General features: G+C 74.5%; 24 protein-coding genes. 5 read left to right on the top strand and 19 right to left on the bottom strand.

What is annotated here, in order from left to right; translation table 11 throughout:
• Complete coding sequence (locus ACZLKG_RS03705; protein WP_425707808.1) at positions 1-780, bottom strand: hypothetical protein; 780 nt, start codon at positions 778-780, stop codon at positions 1-3.
• Between the two features lie 88 nt (positions 781-868).
• Here ACZLKG_RS03705 and ACZLKG_RS03700 point away from each other — a divergent pair, with 88 nt between their 5' ends.
• Together ACZLKG_RS03700 and ACZLKG_RS03695 are read left to right on the top strand one after the other, a co-directional pair.
• Positions 869-1786 carry an HhH-GPD family protein gene (locus ACZLKG_RS03700; protein WP_463648002.1) on the top strand — a complete coding sequence of 306 codons (918 nt, stop codon included), beginning with the start codon at positions 869-871 and terminating at the stop codon, positions 1784-1786.
• Between the two features lie 20 nt (positions 1787-1806).
• Positions 1807-2241, top strand: coding sequence for a hypothetical protein (locus ACZLKG_RS03695; RefSeq protein WP_425707806.1), 435 nt, complete (start codon positions 1807-1809; stop codon positions 2239-2241).
• A 118-nt stretch (positions 2242-2359) separates the two neighbouring features.
• On the opposite strand, the gene ACZLKG_RS03690 is transcribed toward ACZLKG_RS03695, so the two are convergent.
• The 5 genes from ACZLKG_RS03690 to ACZLKG_RS03670 form a co-directional block, all read right to left on the bottom strand.
• On the bottom strand, positions 2360-2515 hold the full coding sequence (locus tag ACZLKG_RS03690) for a hypothetical protein (RefSeq protein WP_425707805.1): 156 nt from the start codon (positions 2513-2515) through the stop codon (positions 2360-2362).
• Positions 2516-2663: 148 nt separating this feature from the next.
• Positions 2664-3515, bottom strand: coding sequence for a hypothetical protein (locus ACZLKG_RS03685; protein WP_463648001.1), 852 nt, complete (start codon positions 3513-3515; stop codon positions 2664-2666).
• Positions 3516-3723: 208 nt separating this feature from the next.
• Positions 3724-4254 carry an amino-acid N-acetyltransferase gene (locus ACZLKG_RS03680; RefSeq protein ID WP_463648000.1) on the bottom strand — a complete coding sequence of 177 codons (531 nt, stop codon included), beginning with the start codon at positions 4252-4254 and terminating at the stop codon, positions 3724-3726.
• A gap of 99 nt (positions 4255-4353) precedes the next feature.
• A complete protein-coding gene (locus ACZLKG_RS03675; protein ID WP_463647999.1) occupies positions 4354-6018 on the bottom strand; it encodes an alpha/beta hydrolase in 1665 nt (554 codons plus the stop codon).
• Positions 6012-6578, bottom strand: coding sequence for an LppA family lipoprotein (locus ACZLKG_RS03670; protein ID WP_463647998.1), 567 nt, complete (start codon positions 6576-6578; stop codon positions 6012-6014). Before ACZLKG_RS03670 ends, ACZLKG_RS03675 begins: the two co-directional genes overlap by 7 nt.
• 175 nt (positions 6579-6753) lie before the next feature.
• On the opposite strand from ACZLKG_RS03670, the gene ACZLKG_RS03665 reads away from it, so the two are divergent.
• Entirely contained in the window at positions 6754-7614 is an 861-nt protein-coding gene (locus tag ACZLKG_RS03665; protein WP_425707800.1) for an SMP-30/gluconolactonase/LRE family protein, read from the top strand.
• Between the two features lie 12 nt (positions 7615-7626).
• Here ACZLKG_RS03665 and ACZLKG_RS03660 read toward each other — a convergent pair whose 3' ends face one another.
• Entirely contained in the window at positions 7627-7914 is a 288-nt protein-coding gene (locus ACZLKG_RS03660) for a hypothetical protein (protein ID WP_425707799.1), read from the bottom strand.
• Positions 7915-7992: 78 nt separating this feature from the next.
• Here ACZLKG_RS03660 and ACZLKG_RS03655 point away from each other — a divergent pair, with 78 nt between their 5' ends.
• Entirely contained in the window at positions 7993-8685 is a 693-nt protein-coding gene (locus tag ACZLKG_RS03655; RefSeq protein ID WP_425707798.1) for a uridine kinase family protein, read from the top strand.
• Positions 8686-8707: 22 nt separating this feature from the next.
• Here the strand turns inward: ACZLKG_RS03655 and ACZLKG_RS03650 are convergent, their stop codons facing one another.
• The 7 genes from ACZLKG_RS03650 to rpmB form a co-directional block, all read right to left on the bottom strand.
• Positions 8708-9679: an aldo/keto reductase gene (locus ACZLKG_RS03650; RefSeq protein WP_425707797.1), complete on the bottom strand. Its 972-nt coding sequence runs from the start codon at positions 9677-9679 to the stop codon at positions 8708-8710.
• 97 nt (positions 9680-9776) lie between these two features.
• Entirely contained in the window at positions 9777-11330 is a 1554-nt protein-coding gene (gene lysS / locus ACZLKG_RS03645) for a lysine--tRNA ligase (protein ID WP_463647997.1), read from the bottom strand.
• A gap of 38 nt (positions 11331-11368) precedes the next feature.
• A complete protein-coding gene (ykgO, locus tag ACZLKG_RS03640; protein ID WP_463647996.1) occupies positions 11369-11491 on the bottom strand; it encodes a type B 50S ribosomal protein L36 in 123 nt (40 codons plus the stop codon).
• Positions 11488-11766: a type B 50S ribosomal protein L31 gene (locus tag ACZLKG_RS03635; RefSeq protein ID WP_425707794.1), complete on the bottom strand. Its 279-nt coding sequence runs from the start codon at positions 11764-11766 to the stop codon at positions 11488-11490. The genes ykgO and ACZLKG_RS03635 overlap by 4 nt, the downstream gene beginning before the upstream one ends.
• A gap of 8 nt (positions 11767-11774) precedes the next feature.
• Positions 11775-12080, bottom strand: a complete 306-nt coding sequence (gene rpsN, locus ACZLKG_RS03630; RefSeq protein WP_425707793.1) for a 30S ribosomal protein S14 — start codon at positions 12078-12080, stop codon at positions 11775-11777.
• Positions 12080-12250: a 50S ribosomal protein L33 gene (gene rpmG, locus ACZLKG_RS03625; protein WP_425707792.1), complete on the bottom strand. Its 171-nt coding sequence runs from the start codon at positions 12248-12250 to the stop codon at positions 12080-12082. The genes rpsN and rpmG overlap by 1 nt, the downstream gene beginning before the upstream one ends.
• Positions 12250-12486, bottom strand: coding sequence for a 50S ribosomal protein L28 (gene rpmB / locus ACZLKG_RS03620; protein ID WP_425707791.1), 237 nt, complete (start codon positions 12484-12486; stop codon positions 12250-12252). The genes rpmG and rpmB overlap by 1 nt, the downstream gene beginning before the upstream one ends.
• Before the next feature lie 53 nt (positions 12487-12539).
• Here rpmB and ACZLKG_RS03615 point away from each other — a divergent pair, with 53 nt between their 5' ends.
• Positions 12540-13802 (top strand): GTP-binding protein, encoded by a 1263-nt coding sequence (locus ACZLKG_RS03615; protein WP_463647995.1) that lies wholly within the window; start codon positions 12540-12542, stop codon positions 13800-13802.
• A 12-nt stretch (positions 13803-13814) separates the two neighbouring features.
• Here ACZLKG_RS03615 and panD read toward each other — a convergent pair whose 3' ends face one another.
• The 5 genes from panD to ACZLKG_RS03590 all read right to left on the bottom strand — a co-directional run bounded on the left by panD (position 13815) and on the right by ACZLKG_RS03590 (position 19174).
• A complete protein-coding gene (gene panD, locus ACZLKG_RS03610; protein WP_425707920.1) occupies positions 13815-14276 on the bottom strand; it encodes an aspartate 1-decarboxylase in 462 nt (153 codons plus the stop codon).
• 29 nt (positions 14277-14305) lie between these two features.
• A complete protein-coding gene (gene panC / locus ACZLKG_RS03605) occupies positions 14306-15190 on the bottom strand; it encodes a pantoate--beta-alanine ligase (RefSeq protein ID WP_463647994.1) in 885 nt (294 codons plus the stop codon).
• A gap of 410 nt (positions 15191-15600) precedes the next feature.
• A complete protein-coding gene (locus ACZLKG_RS03600) occupies positions 15601-16494 on the bottom strand; it encodes a Rossmann-like and DUF2520 domain-containing protein (protein WP_463647993.1) in 894 nt (297 codons plus the stop codon).
• On the bottom strand, positions 16491-18524 hold the full coding sequence (locus ACZLKG_RS03595) for a PH domain-containing protein (protein WP_463647992.1): 2034 nt from the start codon (positions 18522-18524) through the stop codon (positions 16491-16493). Before ACZLKG_RS03595 ends, ACZLKG_RS03600 begins: the two co-directional genes overlap by 4 nt.
• Positions 18521-19174, bottom strand: a complete 654-nt coding sequence (locus tag ACZLKG_RS03590; RefSeq protein ID WP_463647991.1) for a PH domain-containing protein — start codon at positions 19172-19174, stop codon at positions 18521-18523. The genes ACZLKG_RS03595 and ACZLKG_RS03590 overlap by 4 nt, the downstream gene beginning before the upstream one ends.
• Between the last annotated feature and the right edge of the window lie 64 nt (positions 19175-19238).

Genomic DNA, 19238 nt, shown 5'->3' with positions numbered 1-19238 from the left:
TCAGCCGTCGGTGGGGGTCTCGCCGTCGGTGGGTGCCTCACCCTCCGCGGGGGTCTCGCCGTCCGCAGGGGCCTCGCCCTCCGCAGGGTCCTCGCCGTCGGAGGGCTCCTCACCGTCGGTCGGAGCCTCGGGCGGCGCCTCCTCGAGGGTGAAGACGGTCGCGCTGTCGACGACCTCGGTGCCGTCGCGCAGCAGCACGGCGCGGTAGGTCCCCGGCTGGACGGCGGGAGCGTCCTCCGGGCAGTCCGCGCTCGACCGGGTGCCGGGCCAGGTGACGAGCGACTCCGAGGCGGTGCCGGGTCCGAGCAGCAGCATGCGGGACTCCTCGGTGGGACAGTGCGCGGAGGACCACACCTGATCGTTGCCGGAGCTGACCTCGAGCACCAGGGCGGACTGGCCGGCGTCGACGAGGCAGTCGCCCTCGCCCGAGTTGCTCATGTCGACCGCGAACTCGACGGGGGCGCCGGCGTACTGCCCGCTCCCCGTCAGGGCGAGGTCGAGCTGGTCGTCGGTGCAGGCCACCGGGTCGCCGGCCGGGGCGGCGTCGGAGGCGGACTCGCTGCCGGACTCCGAGCTCGTCTCCGCCGCGTCGGCCGGCGCCGTCCCGGGGTCGTCGTCGCCGCCGAACAGCGCGCCCCACGCGGCGACGATCCCCCACACGATCAGGGCGAGCACGACGAGCAGCGCCAGCAGCACGGTGATCCGGCGCCGCCAGATCGTCGCCCGGCTGGGGCGGCGGCGCTGCGCCGGGGAGGGTCCGCGGTCGTCGTCGGTGGGCACGGGCCCACCGTAGGCAGGACGGGCCCCGGCTCCTCGATGGCACGCCGTGCGGTACCACGCACGGCGGCGCTCGGGTGAGACTGGACCGGTGCCCGACCCGTCCGCCTCGACCTCCGCCGTCCTGCACGACGCCGTCGCCGGCTTCTGGGCGGGGCACGCTCGGGACCTGCCGTGGCGTCGCCCCGGCACCACCGCGTGGGGTGTCCTCGTCTCGGAGGCGATGAGCCAGCAGACGCCGGTGGCGCGGGTGGCGCCCGCCTGGGTGGACTGGATGGCGCGCTGGCCGACGCCGGCCGACCTCGCGGCCGCGTCCGGCGCCGACGTGCTGCGGTCCTGGGGCAGGCTCGGCTACCCGCGCCGGGCGCTGCGGCTCAAGGAGTGCGCGGCCGCGATCGTCGAGCGGCACGGCGGCGAGGTCCCGCACGGCGAGGACGAGCTGCTCGCCCTGCCCGGGGTGGGGCCGTACACGGCCGCGGCGGTGGTGGCGTTCGCGCACCGCCGGCGTGCGGTGGTGCTCGACACGAACGTCCGCCGGGTGCTCGCCCGCGTGGTGTCCGGCGTCGCCGCACCGCCGCCGGGGGCGCCGACCCGGGCGGAGCGGGACCTCGCTGCCGCGCTCCTCCCGGCGGAGGACCACGCCTCCGCGGGCTGGAACGCGGGCGTGATGGAGCTCGGCGCGCTCGTCTGCACGGCGCGGTCGCCGCGGTGCGACGCCTGCCCGTTGGCGGCCCGCTGCGCGTGGCGCCGCGCCGGGTACCCGCCGGACGCCCACGCGGCCCGACGCCGCACCCAGGCCTGGGAGGGCACCGACCGGCAGGCCCGGGGCCGGGTGATGGCGGCGCTGCGCGCCGGGGAGCCGGGCACCCGCCACACGTGGGCCGAGCTCGTCGCGGCCGCCGGCGGCGGCACTTCGCACGCCGACCCGGCGCAGGCCGAGCGGGCGGTGTCCTCGCTCCTCGCGGACGGGCTGCTCGTCGAGCGCGGCACGGGCCTGAGCCTGCCGTGAACGACGACTACCCTGCCCCGGTGACCACCGACCCTGCGCCCTCGCCCGAGGAACGGCCCGCGCCCCCGACGGGCGCCCGGGCCGTGCGGACGACGCTGCTCGTCATGGCAGGCGCCGTGGGTGCGCTCGGCGTGCTGGGGATCGGCCTGGTCGCGATGTCCGGGGACGCGCTGTCCCCCTGGCCCGGGCTGACGATGATGCTGCTCGGGCAGGCGGCCGCGCTGCCCGCGCTCGCGCTCGCGGCCCTGGGCCACCGCCGTGCCCTGGCGGGCCGCGACCCGGGTGCGGCGCGGCTGCGCGCGGTCCTGCGGGCGACCGGGCCGACGCTGCTGGTCGCACTCGTGCTCGCGGTCGGCGTGTGGGCCTGGTGGGACCCGGGGCTGTGGTTGCCCACGGTGGGGTGCGCGCTCGTCGCCGCCCAGGTCGGGCTGCTGGCGCGGCTCCTGTCGCGCTGAGGGCACCCGGCCCGAGGAGCTGGCGCGCGGCACGTCGTCGCCGCCATCGACCGGTGACGCGGCAGGGCCCCCGGCGCCGTTCGACGTCGGGGGCCCTGCCCTACCCGTGTGCGAGGAGCTACCGCTGGGCGGCGCCGGCGCCCGCGAGGACGGTCTCGCCGGACGCCACGGGCGCCTCCTGCTCGATCGGCTCGTCGTCGGCGCAGGCAGCCAGGCCTCCTGCGAGAAGCAGGGCAGCGACCGCGGTAGTCAGGCGGGTGGTCCTCGAGCTCATCATGATCCTTCCGGGGGTCGGTGCTGCGGTCCTGAAGCTGTCGGTGCACACGTTAGGGACGACCCCGGTCCGGCGCCAGGCCGCTCGCCGGGCTGCACTCCCCGGTCCCCGACGCTCGACGCGGCATCCCGTCAGGTGCGTGTCGGGGTCACTGGAGCGTCATCTCGCGGACCGACTCCACGACCGCCTCGTCGACACCCTCGCTGTTGTAATCGAGGACGGCGACCTCCGCGGTCTCCTGGTTCTCGACGATCCAGTACACGACCTCGGTCTGCTCGTCGCTCACCGACACCTCGGTGGCGTTGAGGCCCTCGGCGACCGGCTGCAGCTGCTGGATGTCGACCTCGGTGGTCGGGTCGCTCGCGCTCGGCTGGCCGACGTTGGGCACGAACTCGACGCAGTCGCTGTAGGCGAGCGGCGGGCCCTCGTCCGGCGGGCTGCACTCACCCATGTGGAGCGCCGCCCCGTCGTTGCCGGTCCAGACGCCGTCCTCGAACTCGCTCCAGTCCTCGGGCAGGGGCACGGCGAGCCAGTCCGAGTAGGTCGCGACGCCGGGCTCGCCGGTCGAGGCCGGCTGGCCCTCGACGGCGCCGTCCTCCTCGGGGGCACCGCCCTGGGGCGGCGCGCCGCCGTCGTCGGGCGCTCCACCGTCGCCGGGCAGGCCGTCCTCGGGCGCGTCCTGCTCACCGGGCACGCCGCCCTCGGGTGCGTCCTCCTCACCGGGCACGCCGCCCTCGGGAGCAGCCTGCTCACCGGGCATTCCACCACCCTCGGAGTCGCCCTCCTCGCCGAGCGGGGCGCCGTCGGAGGCGCCCTCACCGCCGTCGGAGGCGCCCTCGTCGGGTGCCTGGTCCTGCTCGGGGGCCTGCGGCTCCTGGGTGTCCTCGACGGCGGGCGGCTCCACGGTCTCCGACGCGTCGTCCGAGCAGGCGGCGATCCCCCCGGCGATGAGCAGCGCGCTCGAGCCGAGCGCCAGACGCTGGGTGACCTTCGCGTTCATGTTCGTCTCCCTCCCGGGCCGCGCTCGATAGCCGTCGGCCCGAACTGGAATGTCGATGTCGTGCTCGGTCGTCAACCACGCTAGGAAGCGCCCGCCGCGGGGCGCAGATTCGGGCCATGGGGCCTTCTCCCCCGCCCTGACCTGCGGAAAGACCCTCCGTCGACCGGGAGCGGCACCATGGGCGGGATCGTCGTCCCTCCCCGGGGTACTACAGCTCGAGCAGCATCCGGGTGTTGCCGAGGGTGTTCGGCTTGACGCGCGCGAGGTCGAGGAACTCCGCGACGCCGTCGTCGTGGGAGCGCAGGAGCTCGGCCTGGACGTCGACGCCGACCGGCGTGCCCTCGATGACCTCGAACCCGTGCCGCGCGAAGAAGTCGACCTCGAAGGTGAGGCAGAACAGGCGGCGCAGGCCGAGCCGCCGCGCACGGTCCAGGAGCGCCTCGAGGAGCATCCCGCCGATGCCCCGCCGCAGGTACGCCTCGTCGACGGCGAGGGTGCGGACCTCGCCGATGTCGTCCCACATCACGTGCAGCGCGCCGCAGCCGACCGTCCCGCCGTCGGGGGCCTCCGCGACGAGGAACTCCTGCACGGACTCGAAGTACGCGACGAGGTCCTTGGTGATGAGGGTGTTGGTCCGGGCGTAGGGCTGGACCAACCGGGCGATCGTGCGCACGTCCGTCACGAGCGCGGGACGGACGGTGACCGCGCCGCGTGCCTGCGGGTCCGGTCGCGACGTCATCGGAGAATCATGCCACCAGCGCCGGAGCCCGCCGTCCGAAGCCGGCGGGAGCCAGCGCCCGTCGCGCGACCGCTCCTCGCCAGGGCCGGTGCGGCTGCGCTACCAGGGCCACTCCACCGGGTCGGTCCAGAACTCGTGCGCCCGCTCGGAGACGATGTGCTCCTCGAGGCCCGCCACGACGAGGCCGGTGTTGTGCTGCGCCATCGACCCGTCGTCGAACACCGACGAGTGGCCGGTCGTGCCGTCGCGGTGCTCGCCGTAGCCGGTCTGCCCCTCGTAGGTCGACAGGTGCGTGAGCCCGTCGATGCCCGTCGGGTCGGGCCCGAAGCGGCCGAGGTCGGCGATGAGGTCCTCGTCGTTCTCGAGGTAGTACAGCCCGTCGGACAGGACATGGAAGTCGTCGAGATCGCCCGTCGAGATGCCCGGGGAGGACATGAACACCGCGTCGTCGACCCCGGTGCCCTCCTGCTTGAGGGCGTAGCCCTGGGTGGTCGAGCCGTAGGAGTGGCCCAGCGCCGTGAGGTGGGGGTCGTCGACGCGAGAGGCGTTGATGCCCGTGTAGAAGCCCGCGAGGTCCTCGCCGCCACGCTGCGCGGCACCGGACAGCGCCACGGAGTTGCCGGTGAGGGTCTCGTCCCACTGGGGCGCGTCGTATCCCAGCCAGGAGACGGTGGCGACGGTCTGGTCGTGGTGCCCGTAGCGGTCGAGCTCGGCCTCGGTGACGGCCTTGAGGGAGGCCATGCGGCTGTCGTAGCTCGCCAGGCTGCCGTCGACCGTGGTGGTGAACCCGGGCGTGAACACGGAGACGTGGTCCGCGGTGTCGACGTCGCCGTGGGCGACCGCCGCCCGCACCCGCTCGCCGGACTCGGTGTCGAGGAGCATCAGGTACCGGTCGTCCTGGGCGATCGTCTCCTCGACCTGCGTGATCGAGTCCAGCGCCGCCTGGGCGTCCTCGATCGCGCCGCCGTCCCCCGAGGCCCGCGCCGCCGCGAGCGCCTCCTCGGCGTCCTCCCGCTCGGCGCCCAGCTGGTTGCGGTTCGCCTCGTCCCTGGCAGAGGCCGGGATGCCGTCGCGGTTGCCCACCAGGTCGGGGTGGTCGTCGAGGATCTCCTGGCGCTGGGCGGGCGTGAGGTCCTCCCACCAGTCCGCCTGGGCCTGCTCGTCGCCGTCCGGAGGCCGGGGCCAGGTGATCTGTCCGTCGCGGTGCCCGGCGGCGGACGCGTCGGTCAGGTCGGTGTGCCCGGAGTCGAGCTGGTCGCCGTGCGCGGAGTCCAGGACGTCCGCCAGCGTGGTGTCCGCGGAGTCCGCGAGCAGGAGCACCTCGGTGATGGCCCGCGCGACGACGTCGACCGCCTCCTGCCGCTCCCGGGTGTAGGCGTCGAGCTCCTCGGCCGTGGCGAGGTCGGTCGGGGGTGTGCGGCTGTCGGTGACGGAGCCGTCGTCGCCGACGGTGACCTCGCGGGAGGTCGCGAGCTCGGCGACGGCCTCGACCTTCTCCTCGATGGTGCGCACCGAGTCCTCGGCCTCGTCGACGGCGGCGCGCACGAGGGCGACCTCGTAGACGATGGACTGTGCGGCGGTGCCGATCTCGCCGCGGCGGGTGCCGGCGGCGGTGGCGGCGTCCCCGGTCCAGCCGGCCGGGGTCACCATGGCGTCGAGCTCGTCGCCGATGCCCTTGAGCGTGTCGCGGGCGTTGCCGAGCGCGGTCACCTCGGTGGACAGGTGCGACGCCGACCAGGTGCGGACCTCCGACCAGGTCACCATCGGGGCACCTCGTCGACGATGTCGGGCGCGGCCTCGGGCAGCTGGCCGTCCGCCGGTCCGACGACGGGCGCCCCCTGGTCGGCAGGGGCGCCCGCCACGGGGCCGTCACCGGTGCGGCCCGCGGCGGTGGGGCCGTCGCCCCGGGCGGGTCCCTGGGGCCGGGACGGCACCCCCGCGCCGGGGCGCACACTCACACGCAGGATGGTCGACGCAGCCGTGCCGAACGTGAGGGTCCGGCCGTCCTCGGCGTAGAAGCGCGCCTCGTGGTCGCCCACCCGGTCGACCGCGAGCTCCGCCGCCGTGTAGCCCACCCGCCGTGCGTGCGCGGCGACGATCGCGATCGCCCGGTCCCACTCGTCGTCGTCCAGCGAGCGTGCGACGCCGAACGTGTGGTGCCGCTCGACGACCGCGTCCGGGCCGGGCCCCGTGCGCGCGGTGCTCGGGGAGGGGCGGTTCTGCACCCAGGTCAGCCCGCCGAGCGCGGCGTCGAGATCATCCTTGACGGCGCCGGCGAGCTCGACGATCTCGCTATCGGTCGGCTGGGCGTCGGGATCGTCCATGCGCGCATCTCCTCGGCGAGCTCGTCGACGGCGGTGGCCACGCGGGGCCGGCACCTCCGAATCTGCCACGTCCGGCGCGCGTGACCGAATCGACCCCACGCACCGGACGGGGAGATCTCCCCATCGACCTCCCGCGACGGGCGTGCGGGCTCCCCGCGTGGCCGACAATGGACGTATGACTCACGTGCACTCGAGCCCCGAGCAGGTCACCGACGCGGTCGCGTACCACGGCGAGGGGCCCGTCTGGTCCGAGACCTGGGGCGGCCTGAGATTCGTCGACATGCTCGCCGGCGACCTGCTCACGGTCCGCCCGGACGGCGAGGTCGACCGCCTGCCGACCGGCTCGCCGGTGGCGGCGTTCGTCCGCCCGCGCGCGGACGGCGGCTACGTGGTCGGCACCGAGCGTGGTCTCGCCATCTCCGACCTGCCCCACGACGAGGCGTCGCCGTGGCTCACGCTGTGGCGGCACGAGGGGCTGCGGATGAACGAGGGCGGCTGCGACGCCGCCGGGAACCTCTACGCCGGCAACATGGCCTACGACCGCAGCCCGGAGGTCGCGAGCCTCTACCGCATCACCCCCGGCGGCGGCGTGACGACCGCCGTCGAGCGGGTGACGACGTCGAACGGGTTCGACGTCTCCCCCGACGGCTCGCTCGCCTACTACAACGACACCGCCGCCGGCGGGACGGACGTCTTCGACGTGGGCGGCACCGGACTGCGCAACCGTCGACGGTTCGCGACGGTCTCCCCCGACGAGCGGCCCGACGGCCTCACCGTCGACTCGGCGGGCAACGTGTGGGTCGCGCTCAACCGCGTCGGCAAGGTCCGTCTGCACGCCCCCGACGGCACCGAGCTCGTCACCGTCGACCTGCCGGTCCGTCTCGTCACCGCCTGCACGCTCGGCGGCGAGGACGGCCGCGAGCTGTTCGTCACCACCTCGCGCGAGAAGCTCGACGACCCCGAGCCGGAGGCCGGGGCCGTGTTCCGCATCCGCGTGGAGGTCCCGGGCCGGCCGGTCCGCACCTTCGGCGGCTGAGCGGCCCGGGGGTCAGCCCCCGAAGTCGGCCGCCGCGGCGTCGTCGGTCGTGCGGTACAGGCGGGCGGCGGCCTCCAGGCCGCCCGCGTACTCGTCCAGGCCGGTGGTCAGCGCGTCCTTCTCGCCGGTCCAGCTCGTCCCCAGGTCCGGAGCGGACAGCGCCGAGCGCGAGCCGGGCATCGCCGTCGCGATGCCGTCGAGGGCGGCCGGCAGGTCGACGCCGGCGATCTCCTCCGTGGCGTCGCGCGCGTTGCTCGCCGCCGTCTCGAGCTGGCTGATCTCGGCCTCGAAGTCGCTCACGGTGCGATCGTGCCACGCCCGCGCCTCACCTACCCTGGTCCGGTGCGGGCACCGGCCCGCCGAGGATGCGGAGGTGGCGTGGACGACGACGCGCGACCGCCCACCGACGCCCCCGTTGGCGCCCAGGAGCCCCTGTTCGACATCCCCGACGCGGCGCGCACGCCGCTCGCGAGGGTCGTGCTCGTCACGGGGCCGTCCGGGTCGGGAAAGACCCGGCTCACGCGCCGGCTCGGTCTGCCCACCGTGGCGCTCGACGACTTCTACCTCGACGGCGACCACCCCGGCCTGCCCCGCCGCCACGGGATGGTCGACTGGGACTCGCCCGAGAGCTGGGACGGGTCCGCAGCCGTGGCGTCGCTCGTCGAGCTGGTGACCACCGGCGCCGTCGAGGTCCCGGTGTACGACATCCCGTCCAACGCGCGCGTCGGCTCACGGATCATCGAGCTCGGCACCGCCCGCGCCGTCGTCGCGGAGGGGATCTTCGCCGCCGAGATCGTCGGCGCCTGCCGCGCCGAGGGCATCCTCGCGGACGCGCTGTGCCTCACGCGCCCACGGCTGCAGACGTTCGTGTTCCGCCTCGCCCGCGACCTGGACGAGGGCCGCAAGCCGCCGCTCAACCTCCTGCGCCGCGGGCTCTCGCTCACGCTCGCCGAGCCGGCCATGTACCGCGACCTCGTTGCCAAGGGCACGCGGCGCGTGACGGTCGACGACGCCGAGCGCACGATCCTGCGGGTGGCCGCGGGCCTGCCGCCGGAGCCTGCGGACGTCTGAGACCGGCGCCCCGGGCGGACCGTCAGAACAGCGCGACCTTCGGGACCGGCGGGAACAGCTCGTCGAGCTCCGCCTCGTCCTCCACGCTCGGCACCCAGGCGATGGCCTCGGCGTTCTGCCGGATCTGCTCCGGCGTCGTCGCGCCGGCGATGACCGAGGCGACGGGGCCGCGCGAGGCCAGCCACGAGAACGCCACCTGCAGCTCGGTGAGGTCGCGCGCCCGCGCGAAGTCACCGAACCTCTTCAGCGTCGCAAGGGTCTCCTCGTCCTTGAGCAGGTGCTGCCGCGTGAGGGTGAGGCGGGACCCCTCGGGCGCGACGCCGTCGGAGTACTTGCCCGTGAGCAGGCCGTTCGCGAGCGGGAAGTAGGGGATCACGCCCAGGCCGAAGTGCTCTGCCGCCGGGAGGACCTCGAGCTCGGCGCGGCGGTCCAGCAGGTTGTAGTGGTTCTGCGCGGACACGAACTGCGCCCCGCCGAGGGAACCGGCGACGTGCGCCGCATCGGCGATCTGCCAGCCGGCCAGGTTCGAGTGCCCGATGTAGAGCACCTTGCCCTCGCGCACGAGGTCGTCCATCGCGGCGACCGTCTCGTCGATCGGGGTCTCGTCGTCGGGCGTGTGGTACTGGTACAGGTCGATCCGGTCGGTCTGCAGGCGGCGCAGCGAGTGCTCGACGGACTGCTTGATGTGGCGCCGCGAGCCGCGCGCGCCGAAGTCGGGCCCGTCGTCGTCGGGCGCCTTCATACCGAACTTCGTCGCGAGGACGATGTCGTCCCGCCTCCCCTTGAGCGCCTCGCCGAGGAGGACCTCCGAGACGCCGGGTCCGTAGGAGTTGGCGGTGTCGAAGAAGGTGATGCCGGCGTCGAGCGCGGCGTGCACCAGCGCGGTCGCGCCCTCCTGGTGCTCGGTGACGGTCCCGCGGCGGCCGAGGTTGTTGCACCCCAGCCCGACGCGGGAGACGGACAGTCCGGAGGCGCCGAGGCGTGCGTGTTCCATGGGGCCAGCCTAGAGCCGCTCGGCCACCTGGAGCCGCTTGACCCCTAGAGCCGCTCGGCCACCTGGAGCCGCTTGACCCCTAGAGCCGCTCGGCCACCTAGAGCCGCTTGACCAGCGGGAACGTGATCGTCTCCCGGATACCGGCCCCGGTCATGGCGGCGAGGAGCCGGTCGATGCCCATCCCCATGCCGCCGGCGGGCGGCATGCCGGCCTCCATGGCCTGCAGGAAGTCCTCGTCGAGGACCATCGCCTCCGGGTCCCCGGCCGCGGCGACGAGGGCCTGCGCCTCGAACCGCTCGCGCTGGACGACGGGATCCACGAGCTCGGAGTACGCCGTCGCCAGCTCCATGCCGCGCACGTACAGGTCCCACTTCTCGACCTTGCCGTGCTGGGTGCGGTGGGCCCGGGTGAGCGGAGAGGTGTCGACCGGGAAGTCACGCACGAACGTGGGCGCCCACAGGTGGTCCCCGACCCGCTCCTCCCAGATCTCCTCGACGATCTTGCCGGGCGTGGCGTGCGGGGCAACGGGGATGTCGAGCCGCTCGGCGAGCGCCCGCAGGTGCTCCTCACCGGTGTCGGGCGTGATCTCCTCGCCCAGGTTCTCGCTGAGCGACTCGTACAGACCCAGGCTCGTCCACTCGCCACCGAGGTCGTACTCGGTGCCGTCGGCGAGGGTGACGAGCGTCGTGCCGACCGCCTCCTGGGCCGCCGTCTGCACGAGTGAGCGGGTGAGCTCGGCCATCGTGTCGTAGGAGCCGTAGGCCTCGTACGCCTCGAGCATCGTGAACTCCGGGGAGTGCGTGGAGTCCGCGCCCTCGTTGCGGAAGTTCCGGTTGATCTCGAAGACCTTGTCGATGCCGCCGACGACCGCGCGCTTGAGGTACAGCTCGGGCGCGATACGCAGGAACAGCTCGGTGTCGTAGGCGTTCATGTGGGTGGCGAAGGGCCGGGCCGCCGCACCGCCGTGCAGCACCTGGAGCATCGGCGTCTCGATCTCGAGGAAGTCCCGGTCGTCGAACGTGCGCCGCAGGGACCGCGTGACGGCCGAGCGCAGCCGGACCATGTCCCGCGCGCCGGAGCGCATGACGAGGTCGAGGTGCCGCTGCCGCACCCGCCCCTCCTCCGAGAGCGAGGACTCCTCGCCGTCAGCGCCCTCGTAGGACTTCGGCAGGGGACGCAGGGCCTTGGCGGCGATCCGCCAGGCGGGGGCCGGCTCGCCGTCGACCTGCCCGGGACGCGCGAAGACGCTCAGCTCGCCGCGGCGCGAGGCGCCGACGTGGCCGTGCACGTAGAGGTGGTCGCCGAGGTCCACGTCGGCCTTGAACGCCGCGAGGGACTCCTCACCCACGGCGGCCAGCGAGAGCATGACCTGGATCCGCGTGCCGTCCCCGGCCTGGAGGGTGGCGAAGCACAGCTTGCCCGTGTTGCGCAGGTACATGACGCGGCCCGCGAGACCGACGAGGACCTCGTCGAGCTCGGTGCCCGCCTCGAGGTCGCCGTGCGCGGCGCGGACCCGTGCGATCGTCGTGGTGATCGGGAGCGTGACCGGGTAGGGGTCGGTGCCGGCCGCCAGGAGCCGGGCGCGCTTCTCGGCGCGTACCCGCACCTGCTCGGGGGTGTCGTCGTCGGGGAGGTCGGGAGTGTCGGTCACCCGACCAGGGTAGTCGCGGACCAGGGAGGTGCCCGCGTCTACCCCTGGCGCCCCTTCCAGCGAGGGTTCTTCTTGTTGATGACGTATGTCCGTCCCCGACGACGGACGACGATCGCCCCGTCCTTGCGCGCGAGCGACCTCAGCGAGGCGCGGACCTTCATCGCGCTCCCCCCGTCCGGCCGTAGCGCCGGTTGAACCGCTCGACGCGGCCGGCCGTGTCCACGATCTTCTGCCGCCCCGTGTAGAACGGGTGGCTGATCGAGGAGATCTGGACCTCGATGACCGGGTACGTGCGACCGTCCGACCACAGGGTCGTCCCCGTGGCCCGGGAGAAGGCCGTCGACCGGGTGAGGAACTCGCGCCCCTCCGTGCCCTCGGGGACCGAGACGTCACGGAAGACCACCGGCCGGTACTCGGGATGGATGTCGTGCTTCATGTGCTCTCCTACCAGCTGGACTTCGTGACTCCGGGCAGCTCGCCGCGCAGCGCGCGCTCGCGCAGCTGGATACGGGACAGCCCGAACTTTCGGTAGTAGGCCCGGGCGCGGCCGTCGGAGACGTCCCGGTTCCGCAGCCTCGTGGGGCTCGCGTCGCGCGGCAGGCGGTGCAGGCCGCGCATCGCCTCGGCGCGCTCGGCCGGGCTCCTCGACGGGTCGACCGAGGCGGCCTTGAGCCGCGCCCGCACCGTCGCGTACCGGGCGACGATCCTGCGCCGCTGCTCGTCCCGGGCGATCTTGGACCGCTTGGCCATCAGCGCACCTCCGCGAAGTCGACGTGCCGGCGGACCACCGGGTCGTACTTGCGCAGGACGAGCCGGTCCGGGTCGTTGCGCCGGTTCTTCCGGGTCACGTACGTGTACCCCGTTCCCGCGGTGGAGCGGAGCCGGACGACAGGTCGCAGGTCCGCAGCCTTCGCGGCCATCAGATGCGCTCCCCGCGCGCGACGATCCGGGAGATCGCGGCCTCGATGCCGATCCGATCGACGGTGCTGATCGCCGAGGCGGTGAGCGTCAGCCGGACGGTGCGGCCGAGCGAGGGCACGTAGTAGCGCTTGCGCTGGACGTTGGGCGTGAAGCGGCGCGAGGTGCGCCGTCCGGAGTGGGAGACGCGCCGGCCGAAGCCTGGGCGCGCGCCGGTGAGCTGGCAGTGGCGTGACATGTCCCCGATCCTACGTATTGAGAATCGTTCTCGTCAAGCGGTAGGGTCGCAGGGTGACCGACCAGAACCTGCTCCCCGTCCCCGTCGTCCTGCTCGCCTCCACCGAGGCCGGTGAGCGCGATGCCGCCGTGCTCCAGGCGCTCCTCGGGCTGCCCGGCCTCGTGGTGCTCACGCACGACATGACCGAGGACGCCGACGGCGACCTGCGGGTGCGCCGAACGATCGCCGACGCCGGCGGCACCCGCTCCGACGTCACCGTGGACCTCGACCACCCCTGTCTGGGCTGCCTCGCCCGTGAGGACCTCGTCCCCGCACTCGCCGAGCTGCACGACGACGCCCTCGCGGTACTCGTCGTGCTCCCCCTCGGCGCCGACCTGCAGCCCGCCGCACGCACCATCGAGCAGCACCTCCACGCCGAGCTCGCGGGCTACCGGCCGGCCGGCGTCGTCATGGTGGCCCGGGACGAGGCGGTCGTCGCCGGGCTCGCGGGAGGCGACGAGGACCTCCTGCTCCACCTCGTCTCGGCCGACGTGCTCGTCCTGTCCGACGGCGGCCAGGAACCGGTGCGTCAGGCGACCCTCGACCTGGTCGAGGCGCTGCGCGCCCCCGGGTCGACCGTGGTCCCGGACCTCGGCGGGGCCTGGCTCGAGGCGGCCCTCACCCGATCGCTCGACGCCGAGGCACTCGCGCACCGGTCCGACCCGGCCACCGCCGGCACCCACCACGACCTCGACCCCGCGGCACGCACCGGGAAGCAGGTCAACGTGCACACCCCGCACATGCGGTTCGCCACCGCCACGATGGACGTCACCAGGTCCGGCGTCTGGCGCCTCGTGCTCGCCACCGACCGCCCGCTGCACCCGGGCCGCCTCCTCCGCAGCGCGCGGGCGCTCGCGCCGGAGCACACCGTCTCGCGCGGCCGCTTCGTCGTGGCCAACCGGCCCGACTCCCCCTGCGGCTGGCAGGGGGTCGGCGGCACGCTGCGGATCGGTCCGGCGAACGGCCATGCGGGCGTGGCCGCTGGTGGCGCAGCCGGCGTGGGCACTGGTGGCGCAGCTGGCGTGGGCACTGGTGGCGCAGCTGGCGTGGGCACTGGTGGCGCAGCTGGCGTGGCCGCGGTCGGCGAGGACGACGTGGGGACGCGCATCGTCGTCGTCGGACGCGGGGGCAACCCCGTCAACGCGGTGGCGGCGTTCGAGCGGATGATCGTCACCGAGGAGGAACATCTCCCTCCCGCCGGGTGGGCCGACGCACCGGACCCGCTCACCCCGTTCCTCGGCCCCGTCGGAGCACGTGGCGCCGGGGAGGCCGCGTAACCGGAGGAGCGTTCAGCCCTTCGGCAGCGTGCCCAGCGTCCGTGCGGCCCGGTAGGCGGCGAACGTCTCGCCGGAGGACTCCATGTCCGGGGCGCTGCCCCGGTCGGTGTCCGGGACCTGGCCCGGCTCGTGCGAGCACTCGACGATCTGGTTCTTCTCGTCGACGAACACGACCGCCGGCTCGTAGCTACGGGCGTCCTGGTCGGACATGTGCCCGTAGGCGATGACGATGACGAGGTCCCCGGTGGCGATGTGGTGGGCGGCGGCGCCGTTGATGGTGAGCACGCCGCTGCCGCGCTCCCCGGGGATGACGTAGGTCGTGAGGCGAGCACCGTTGGTGATGTCGACGACGTCGACCTGCTGACCGGGCGGCAGGTCCGCGGCGTCGAGCAGGTCGGCATCGACGGTGAGCGAGCCGACGTAGTGCAGGTCGGCTCCCGTGATGGTCGCCCGATGGATCTTGCCGACCATCATCGGGCGCAGCAGGGAGGCAGGGGCGTGGGTCACGTGGTGACCTTTCGTGGATCGATGGTGACGGTCATGTTGTCGATGAGGCGGGTCGGCCCGACGCGGGCGGCGAGCGCGAGCAGCGCCTCACCTCGGTGGTCGGCCGCGACGTCGAGGAACGTCGCCGGGTCGACGAGCACCACGTAGTCCTCCTCGACGCCGGGCGCGTCAGCGATCGAGGCGCGCGCGGCCGCCAGCACGTGGTCGGCCGGAGCGCCGTCGTCGGCCGCGGTGCGGGCCGCCTCCAGTGCGGCGAACAGGCTCGTCGCCCGCTCGCGCTCGACCGCCGACAGGTAGGCGTTGCGCGAGGACATCGCCAGGCCGTCGGGGTCCCGCCGGATCGGGGCGCCGACGATCTCGACGCCGAGGCCGAGGTCCTCGACCAGCGTGCGGACCAGCGCGAGCTGCTGGGCGTCCTTCTGGCCGAACACCGCGACGTCCGGGTGCAGGGCGGCGAGCACCTTGGCGACGACCTGGAGGACGCCGGCGAAGTGGCCCGGGCGGGTGGCACCCTCGAGCACCTCGGCGACCGGGCCGGGGTCGATGCGCACGAGAGGCTCGCGCGGGTACATCTCGGCGTCGTCGGGGGCGAGGACGAACGTCACCCCGGCGTCAGCGCTGTCGCCGGCGAGCAGGTCGAGGTCCGCGTCGAGGTCGCGCGGGTAGGCCTCGAGGTCCTCACCCGGGCCGAACTGGAGGGGGTTGACGTAGATCGAGACGACGACGTGCTCGGCCCGCGCGCGAGCCTCGCGCACGAGCGAGAGGTGACCGTCGTGCAGGGCGCCCATCGTCATCACCAGCGCGACACGGCCGTCGAGGGCCTCGCGTGCCGCGCGCGCGTCCGCGAGCGTGCGCACGACGGTCGGTCGGGGCCTGTCCATCCCTCAAGGGTACGCGGGGGCGGATCGACGCTTCTCGTGCACCCGCGGCACTGCGCCTCCGCTACCCCTTCGCCGCCCCTTCGCAACTGCTTAGCCACCCCTCGCCAGCGCTCTGCCACCGCCCCTTCGCATCTGCTTAGCCACCCATCGCCAGCGCTCTGCCGCCGCCCCTTCGCCGTTCTGCCGCCCCCCTTGGGCGTTCTGCAGCCACCCCTTCGCCGAGGCAATCAGGTAGCGCTCGAGTCAATCGCCCGGGGGAACTGACTCGAGCGTTACCCCACTGACTCGGCGCACGGGTGCCGGGCGGGCGGACTGCCGCCGCACCTACCCCACTGACTCGGCGCACGGGTGCCGGGGGGAAGGCGTCGAGGACCGCGGCGGCGGCACACGTGGGCCGTGCGGGACGCTCGTCAGCCGGGCGGGAGGGCGTCGAGCACCGCCGCCGCGGCGTCCGGGTCCAGGCGGCCGGTGCGCACCGCACGGGCGGCGGTGGTCCGTGCCAGATGCCCGTAGGTGGCGAGCAGGTCGGTCTGGGAGGGCTGGTCGAGCTCGCCCAGGGCGGTCGTGTGGGCGCGGACGGTCTCGGCATCACCCCGGGCCACGGGGCCGGTGAGCGCGCTCTCGCCGCCGGAGAGGGCATTGCTCAGCGCCGCCTCGAGGAGCGGTCGGAGGTACTGGCCCGGGTCCGGCACGCCGGCCTGCTCGAGCATCCGCGCCGACTGGGTCACGAGGGTGACGAGGTGGTTCGCGCCGTGCGCGAGGCCCGCGTGGTACAGCGCACGGTCGGCGGCCGCGACGACGACCGGCTCGCCTCCGAGATCGACCGCCACCGCCTGTGCCAGCGGGAGGAGTGCAGGCGCCGCGGTGATCGCCATCGGGCAGCCCGGGAGCCGCCCGAGATCGAGCGAGGTGCCGGTGAAGGTCATCGCCGGGTGGACGGCGAGGGCGAGCGCGCCGCGCGCGGAGGCGGGCTCGAGCACGTCGGTCCCGTGCCGGCCGCACACGTGGACGACCACCTGGCCCGCACCGACGGCACCCGAGTCGGCGAGCTCCCCGACGAGGCCGGGAAGCACGTCGTCGGGGACCGCCAGGAGGAGGAGCTGAGCGTCCGCCGCGACCTCGGCAGCCGATCGCACCGGCACGTCCTTGAGGAGGACGGACGCTCGCTCGCGGCTGGCCTCACTGCGTGCGGCGACGCCGACGAGCCGGTGCCCCGCGGAGCCGAGCGCCGCACCCAGCACCGAACCGGCCCGGCCGGCGGAGACGACACCGACGTCGAGCCGTCCCGGGCGCGCGTCGGTCACGAGGCCGGGCCCGCCGGCGGGGCGGCCGGACCGGCCGGCGGGGCCGTCGGTCCCGCCGGAGGCGCCTTCGGTCCCGCCGGAGGCGCCTTCGGTCCCGCCGGAGGCGCCGCCGGTCCGACAGGTGGCCCCGCCGGGCCGGCCGGAGGAGCGGCCGCTCCCTGCTGGCCGTCCGTGCCGTGGGACGGTGACCAGCTGCCACCGTCCGGGCCGCGGCGGTGGGTGGGCTCGGACGCACCGGGATGCCTCGACCCCTCGGGCGCGGTGACGGACTGCGGCACCGGCCCGCCGTGCGCGGACGGATCGGACGCAGACGGGTCGGACGCGGGCGGGACGTGCTCCGGGAAGCCCGGGCCCGTGACGCCCTGCGGCCCGGCCGCACCGGACGCGGGCGCGCTCGGCGATGCGTCGTCGTCGGGGCGGTCCTTGACGTCCGGCAGGACGGCGACCCGGCGGGCCCACTCCTCGGGCCCCTCCCGGTGCCGCGCCTCGCGTGCGCGCTCCGCCTGGTGTCGCAGGAGGGCGAGGGCGTCCTGCTCGTCGAGGTGCTGGACGGTCGGCTGCCCGGGGCCGGACACGGTGTGCATGTGGAGGTTCGCGAGGCGCAGCCGGCGCTCCCACGGGCCCTGGGTGATGCCGACGGACTGGGTGCGGCCGTGCGGCACCACCTCGAGCTGCCGCGTGAGCCACCCGGTGCGCAGGAGGATGGCCTCCCGCGTCACGAGCACGGCCTGCCGGCGCCACGCCATCGGGTCGAGCCACCGGGCGCGCCGCGGGGAGGTGAGGAAGCCGGCGGCGTCCCCGGAGCCGTCGAGCCCGGCGTCGAGGACGGCGGGCAGGTCGTCGGCGCCGAGGTCGGGCACGACCAACCACATCGCGGTGAGGGCCTCGGAACGGGTGCCCACGGGCATGAGCGTGTTGGACGAGCTGGCGAAGCTGCCCTCGGTGACGCCGTACCCGGCGATGTAGCCCTCGACCCGCCACCAGCCGCGCCACCGCCACAGCAGCGGCTGCTTGAGGCGCACCGCCTGCACCCGCCGCGGCGGGATGGTCTGCGACGTGGTCTCGAGCAGGCCGCGGCGCACGCGGATGCCGTCCGGCGAGGTCGCGGAGGTGAAGCTGAACGCCCCGCTGAATCGGCTCCACACGAATCCGCCGGCGCTGACGACGCCCGGGAGGAAGCCGGCGAGCGCGGCGAACGGCGCGCGCGACGCCAGCACGACGATGGCCCCGACGAGCATGAGAGCGACGACGACGAAGCCCCCGGAGAGCACGGTGGAGGCGACGAGGCGCGAGTTGTCGACCTCGAACACCACGCGCTCCGGCGCCTCCCGGTAGCCCGTGCGCGCGGCCGTCAGGGAGGCGCCGGAGGAGCTGTCCGACCCGCCCGACGCCGCGCTGCCCGACGCACCCGCACCACCGTCCGAGCGGTCTGCCGCCTGCCGCAGCGCCTGCTCGGCGTCCTGCCCGGATGCGGCGGCCTCGGCGACGATGCGCACCTCGTCGAGGTCGACGCCGGCCGCGCGGGCGAGGACCTCCGCGCGCAGGGCCGTGGCGTCAGCGAGGCGCAGGAACGCGATCGTCACGTTGGAGTCCGCGGCGCCGGCCGTCTCGACCTTCACCCGTGCCAGGCCGAACATCCGGCCGAGCAGCGGCTGCTGGAGGTCGACCGCCTGCACGCGGGACAGCGCGGCCCGGCGCTGCTGGCGGAACAGGATTCCCTGGTTGAGCTCGACCCCGTCGCCGTCGACCCGGTAGCGCATCTTGCGCCAGGCCAGCGACGAGTAGATGCCGACGACCACCACCACGACGACGACGCCGATGCCCAGCCACAGCAGGACGGTGCCCAGGTGGTCCATCACCCAGGTCCAGCCGCCGGTCCCGGCCAGCTCCTGGCCCACCTGGAAGATGAGGATGGCGACGATGGCCGCGAGGACCTGCCAGACGAGCAGGACGGGCGTGACGGGGTGGACCCGCCGCCAGCCGTCGCCGGCGTCGACGGGGAGGTCGGTCCGCTCGGGTGCCTCGCTCACAGGCCGGCCAGCCGTGCCTCGCCGCGCGACGTCAGGGACTCGCGCAGGCGTGCCGCCTCGTCCGCGGGCAGGCCCGGGATCTTCGCGTCGGTCTGGGCGGACGCCGTGCTCAGCTTGACCGACGCGACGCCGAAGCGGCGGTCGAGCGGCCCGGCCTCGACGTCGATCTGCTGCATGCGGCCGTAGGGCACGACCACGAGCGAACGCCACAGCAGGCCCTTGCGGAACTGCAGGTCCTCGTCCATCTCGCAGTAGCCCATCGCGCGGACCTGCCTCGGGACGAGGAGCAGGGTCCACACCAGCGCGACGACGTGGATCCCCGTGGTGAGCCACCAGCCCCAGCCACCGAGCCAGATGGCGAACACCGTGCCGGCCACGATGAACGGACCGATCCACAGCACGGCGGAGATCATGCGGACCTTGGCGAGGTTCTGGTCGACCGGACGGAACGGCACGCCCGGCGGTGCGAACGGGGACGGGCGCTCGGCCTCGGGCGGGGCTGACGGAGCCGGACCCTCGTGGCCCGGCGCAGCGAACGGCGCCGCCTGCTCGCCTCCGGGCTGGGCGAACGGGGACGGTCGGCCGCCGTCGGGCCCGTCCGTCCCTGCCCCGGTCTGCTCCGGGTGGGGTTCGGGCCACTGCTGGGACATGCCTGCTCCGATCGCGATCGCCGCTCGAGGACGTGTGCGCCCCCGCGCGGGCATCATGTCAAAG

Source organism: Georgenia sp. Z2081, from assembly GCF_055326445.1.
The sequence above is the reverse complement of the archived record's forward strand: the minus strand, read 5'-3'. Positions and strand labels throughout refer to the sequence as shown.

Bases quoted from the DNA above. Each gene is read 5' to 3' on its own strand.
- ACZLKG_RS03690 (WP_425707805.1), bottom strand. From the start codon at position 2,515: ATGAGCTCGAGGACCACCCGCCTGACTACCGCGGTCGCTGCCCTGCTT.
- ykgO (WP_463647996.1), bottom strand. From the start codon at position 11,491: ATGAAGGTCCGCGCCTCGCTGAGGTCGCTCGCGCGCAAGGACGGGGCG.
- ACZLKG_RS03670 (WP_463647998.1), bottom strand. From the start codon at position 6,578: ATGGACGATCCCGACGCCCAGCCGACCGATAGCGAGATCGTCGAGCTC.
- ACZLKG_RS03665 (WP_425707800.1), top strand. From the start codon at position 6,754: ATGACTCACGTGCACTCGAGCCCCGAGCAGGTCACCGACGCGGTCGCG.
- ACZLKG_RS03675 (WP_463647999.1), bottom strand. From the start codon at position 6,018: ATGGTGACCTGGTCGGAGGTCCGCACCTGGTCGGCGTCGCACCTGTCC.
- panC (WP_463647994.1), bottom strand. From the start codon at position 15,190: ATGGACAGGCCCCGACCGACCGTCGTGCGCACGCTCGCGGACGCGCGC.
- panD (WP_425707920.1), bottom strand. From the start codon at position 14,276: ATGATGGTCGGCAAGATCCATCGGGCGACCATCACGGGAGCCGACCTG.
- ACZLKG_RS03680 (WP_463648000.1), bottom strand. From the start codon at position 4,254: ATGACGTCGCGACCGGACCCGCAGGCACGCGGCGCGGTCACCGTCCGT.
- rpsN (WP_425707793.1), bottom strand. From the start codon at position 12,080: ATGGCCAAGCGGTCCAAGATCGCCCGGGACGAGCAGCGGCGCAGGATC.
- ACZLKG_RS03635 (WP_425707794.1), bottom strand. From the start codon at position 11,766: ATGAAGCACGACATCCATCCCGAGTACCGGCCGGTGGTCTTCCGTGAC.
- ACZLKG_RS03685 (WP_463648001.1), bottom strand. From the start codon at position 3,515: ATGAACGCGAAGGTCACCCAGCGTCTGGCGCTCGGCTCGAGCGCGCTG.
- rpmB (WP_425707791.1), bottom strand. From the start codon at position 12,486: ATGTCACGCCACTGCCAGCTCACCGGCGCGCGCCCAGGCTTCGGCCGG.
- ACZLKG_RS03590 (WP_463647991.1), bottom strand. From the start codon at position 19,174: ATGTCCCAGCAGTGGCCCGAACCCCACCCGGAGCAGACCGGGGCAGGG.
- rpmG (WP_425707792.1), bottom strand. From the start codon at position 12,250: ATGGCCGCGAAGGCTGCGGACCTGCGACCTGTCGTCCGGCTCCGCTCC.
- ACZLKG_RS03650 (WP_425707797.1), bottom strand. From the start codon at position 9,679: ATGGAACACGCACGCCTCGGCGCCTCCGGACTGTCCGTCTCCCGCGTC.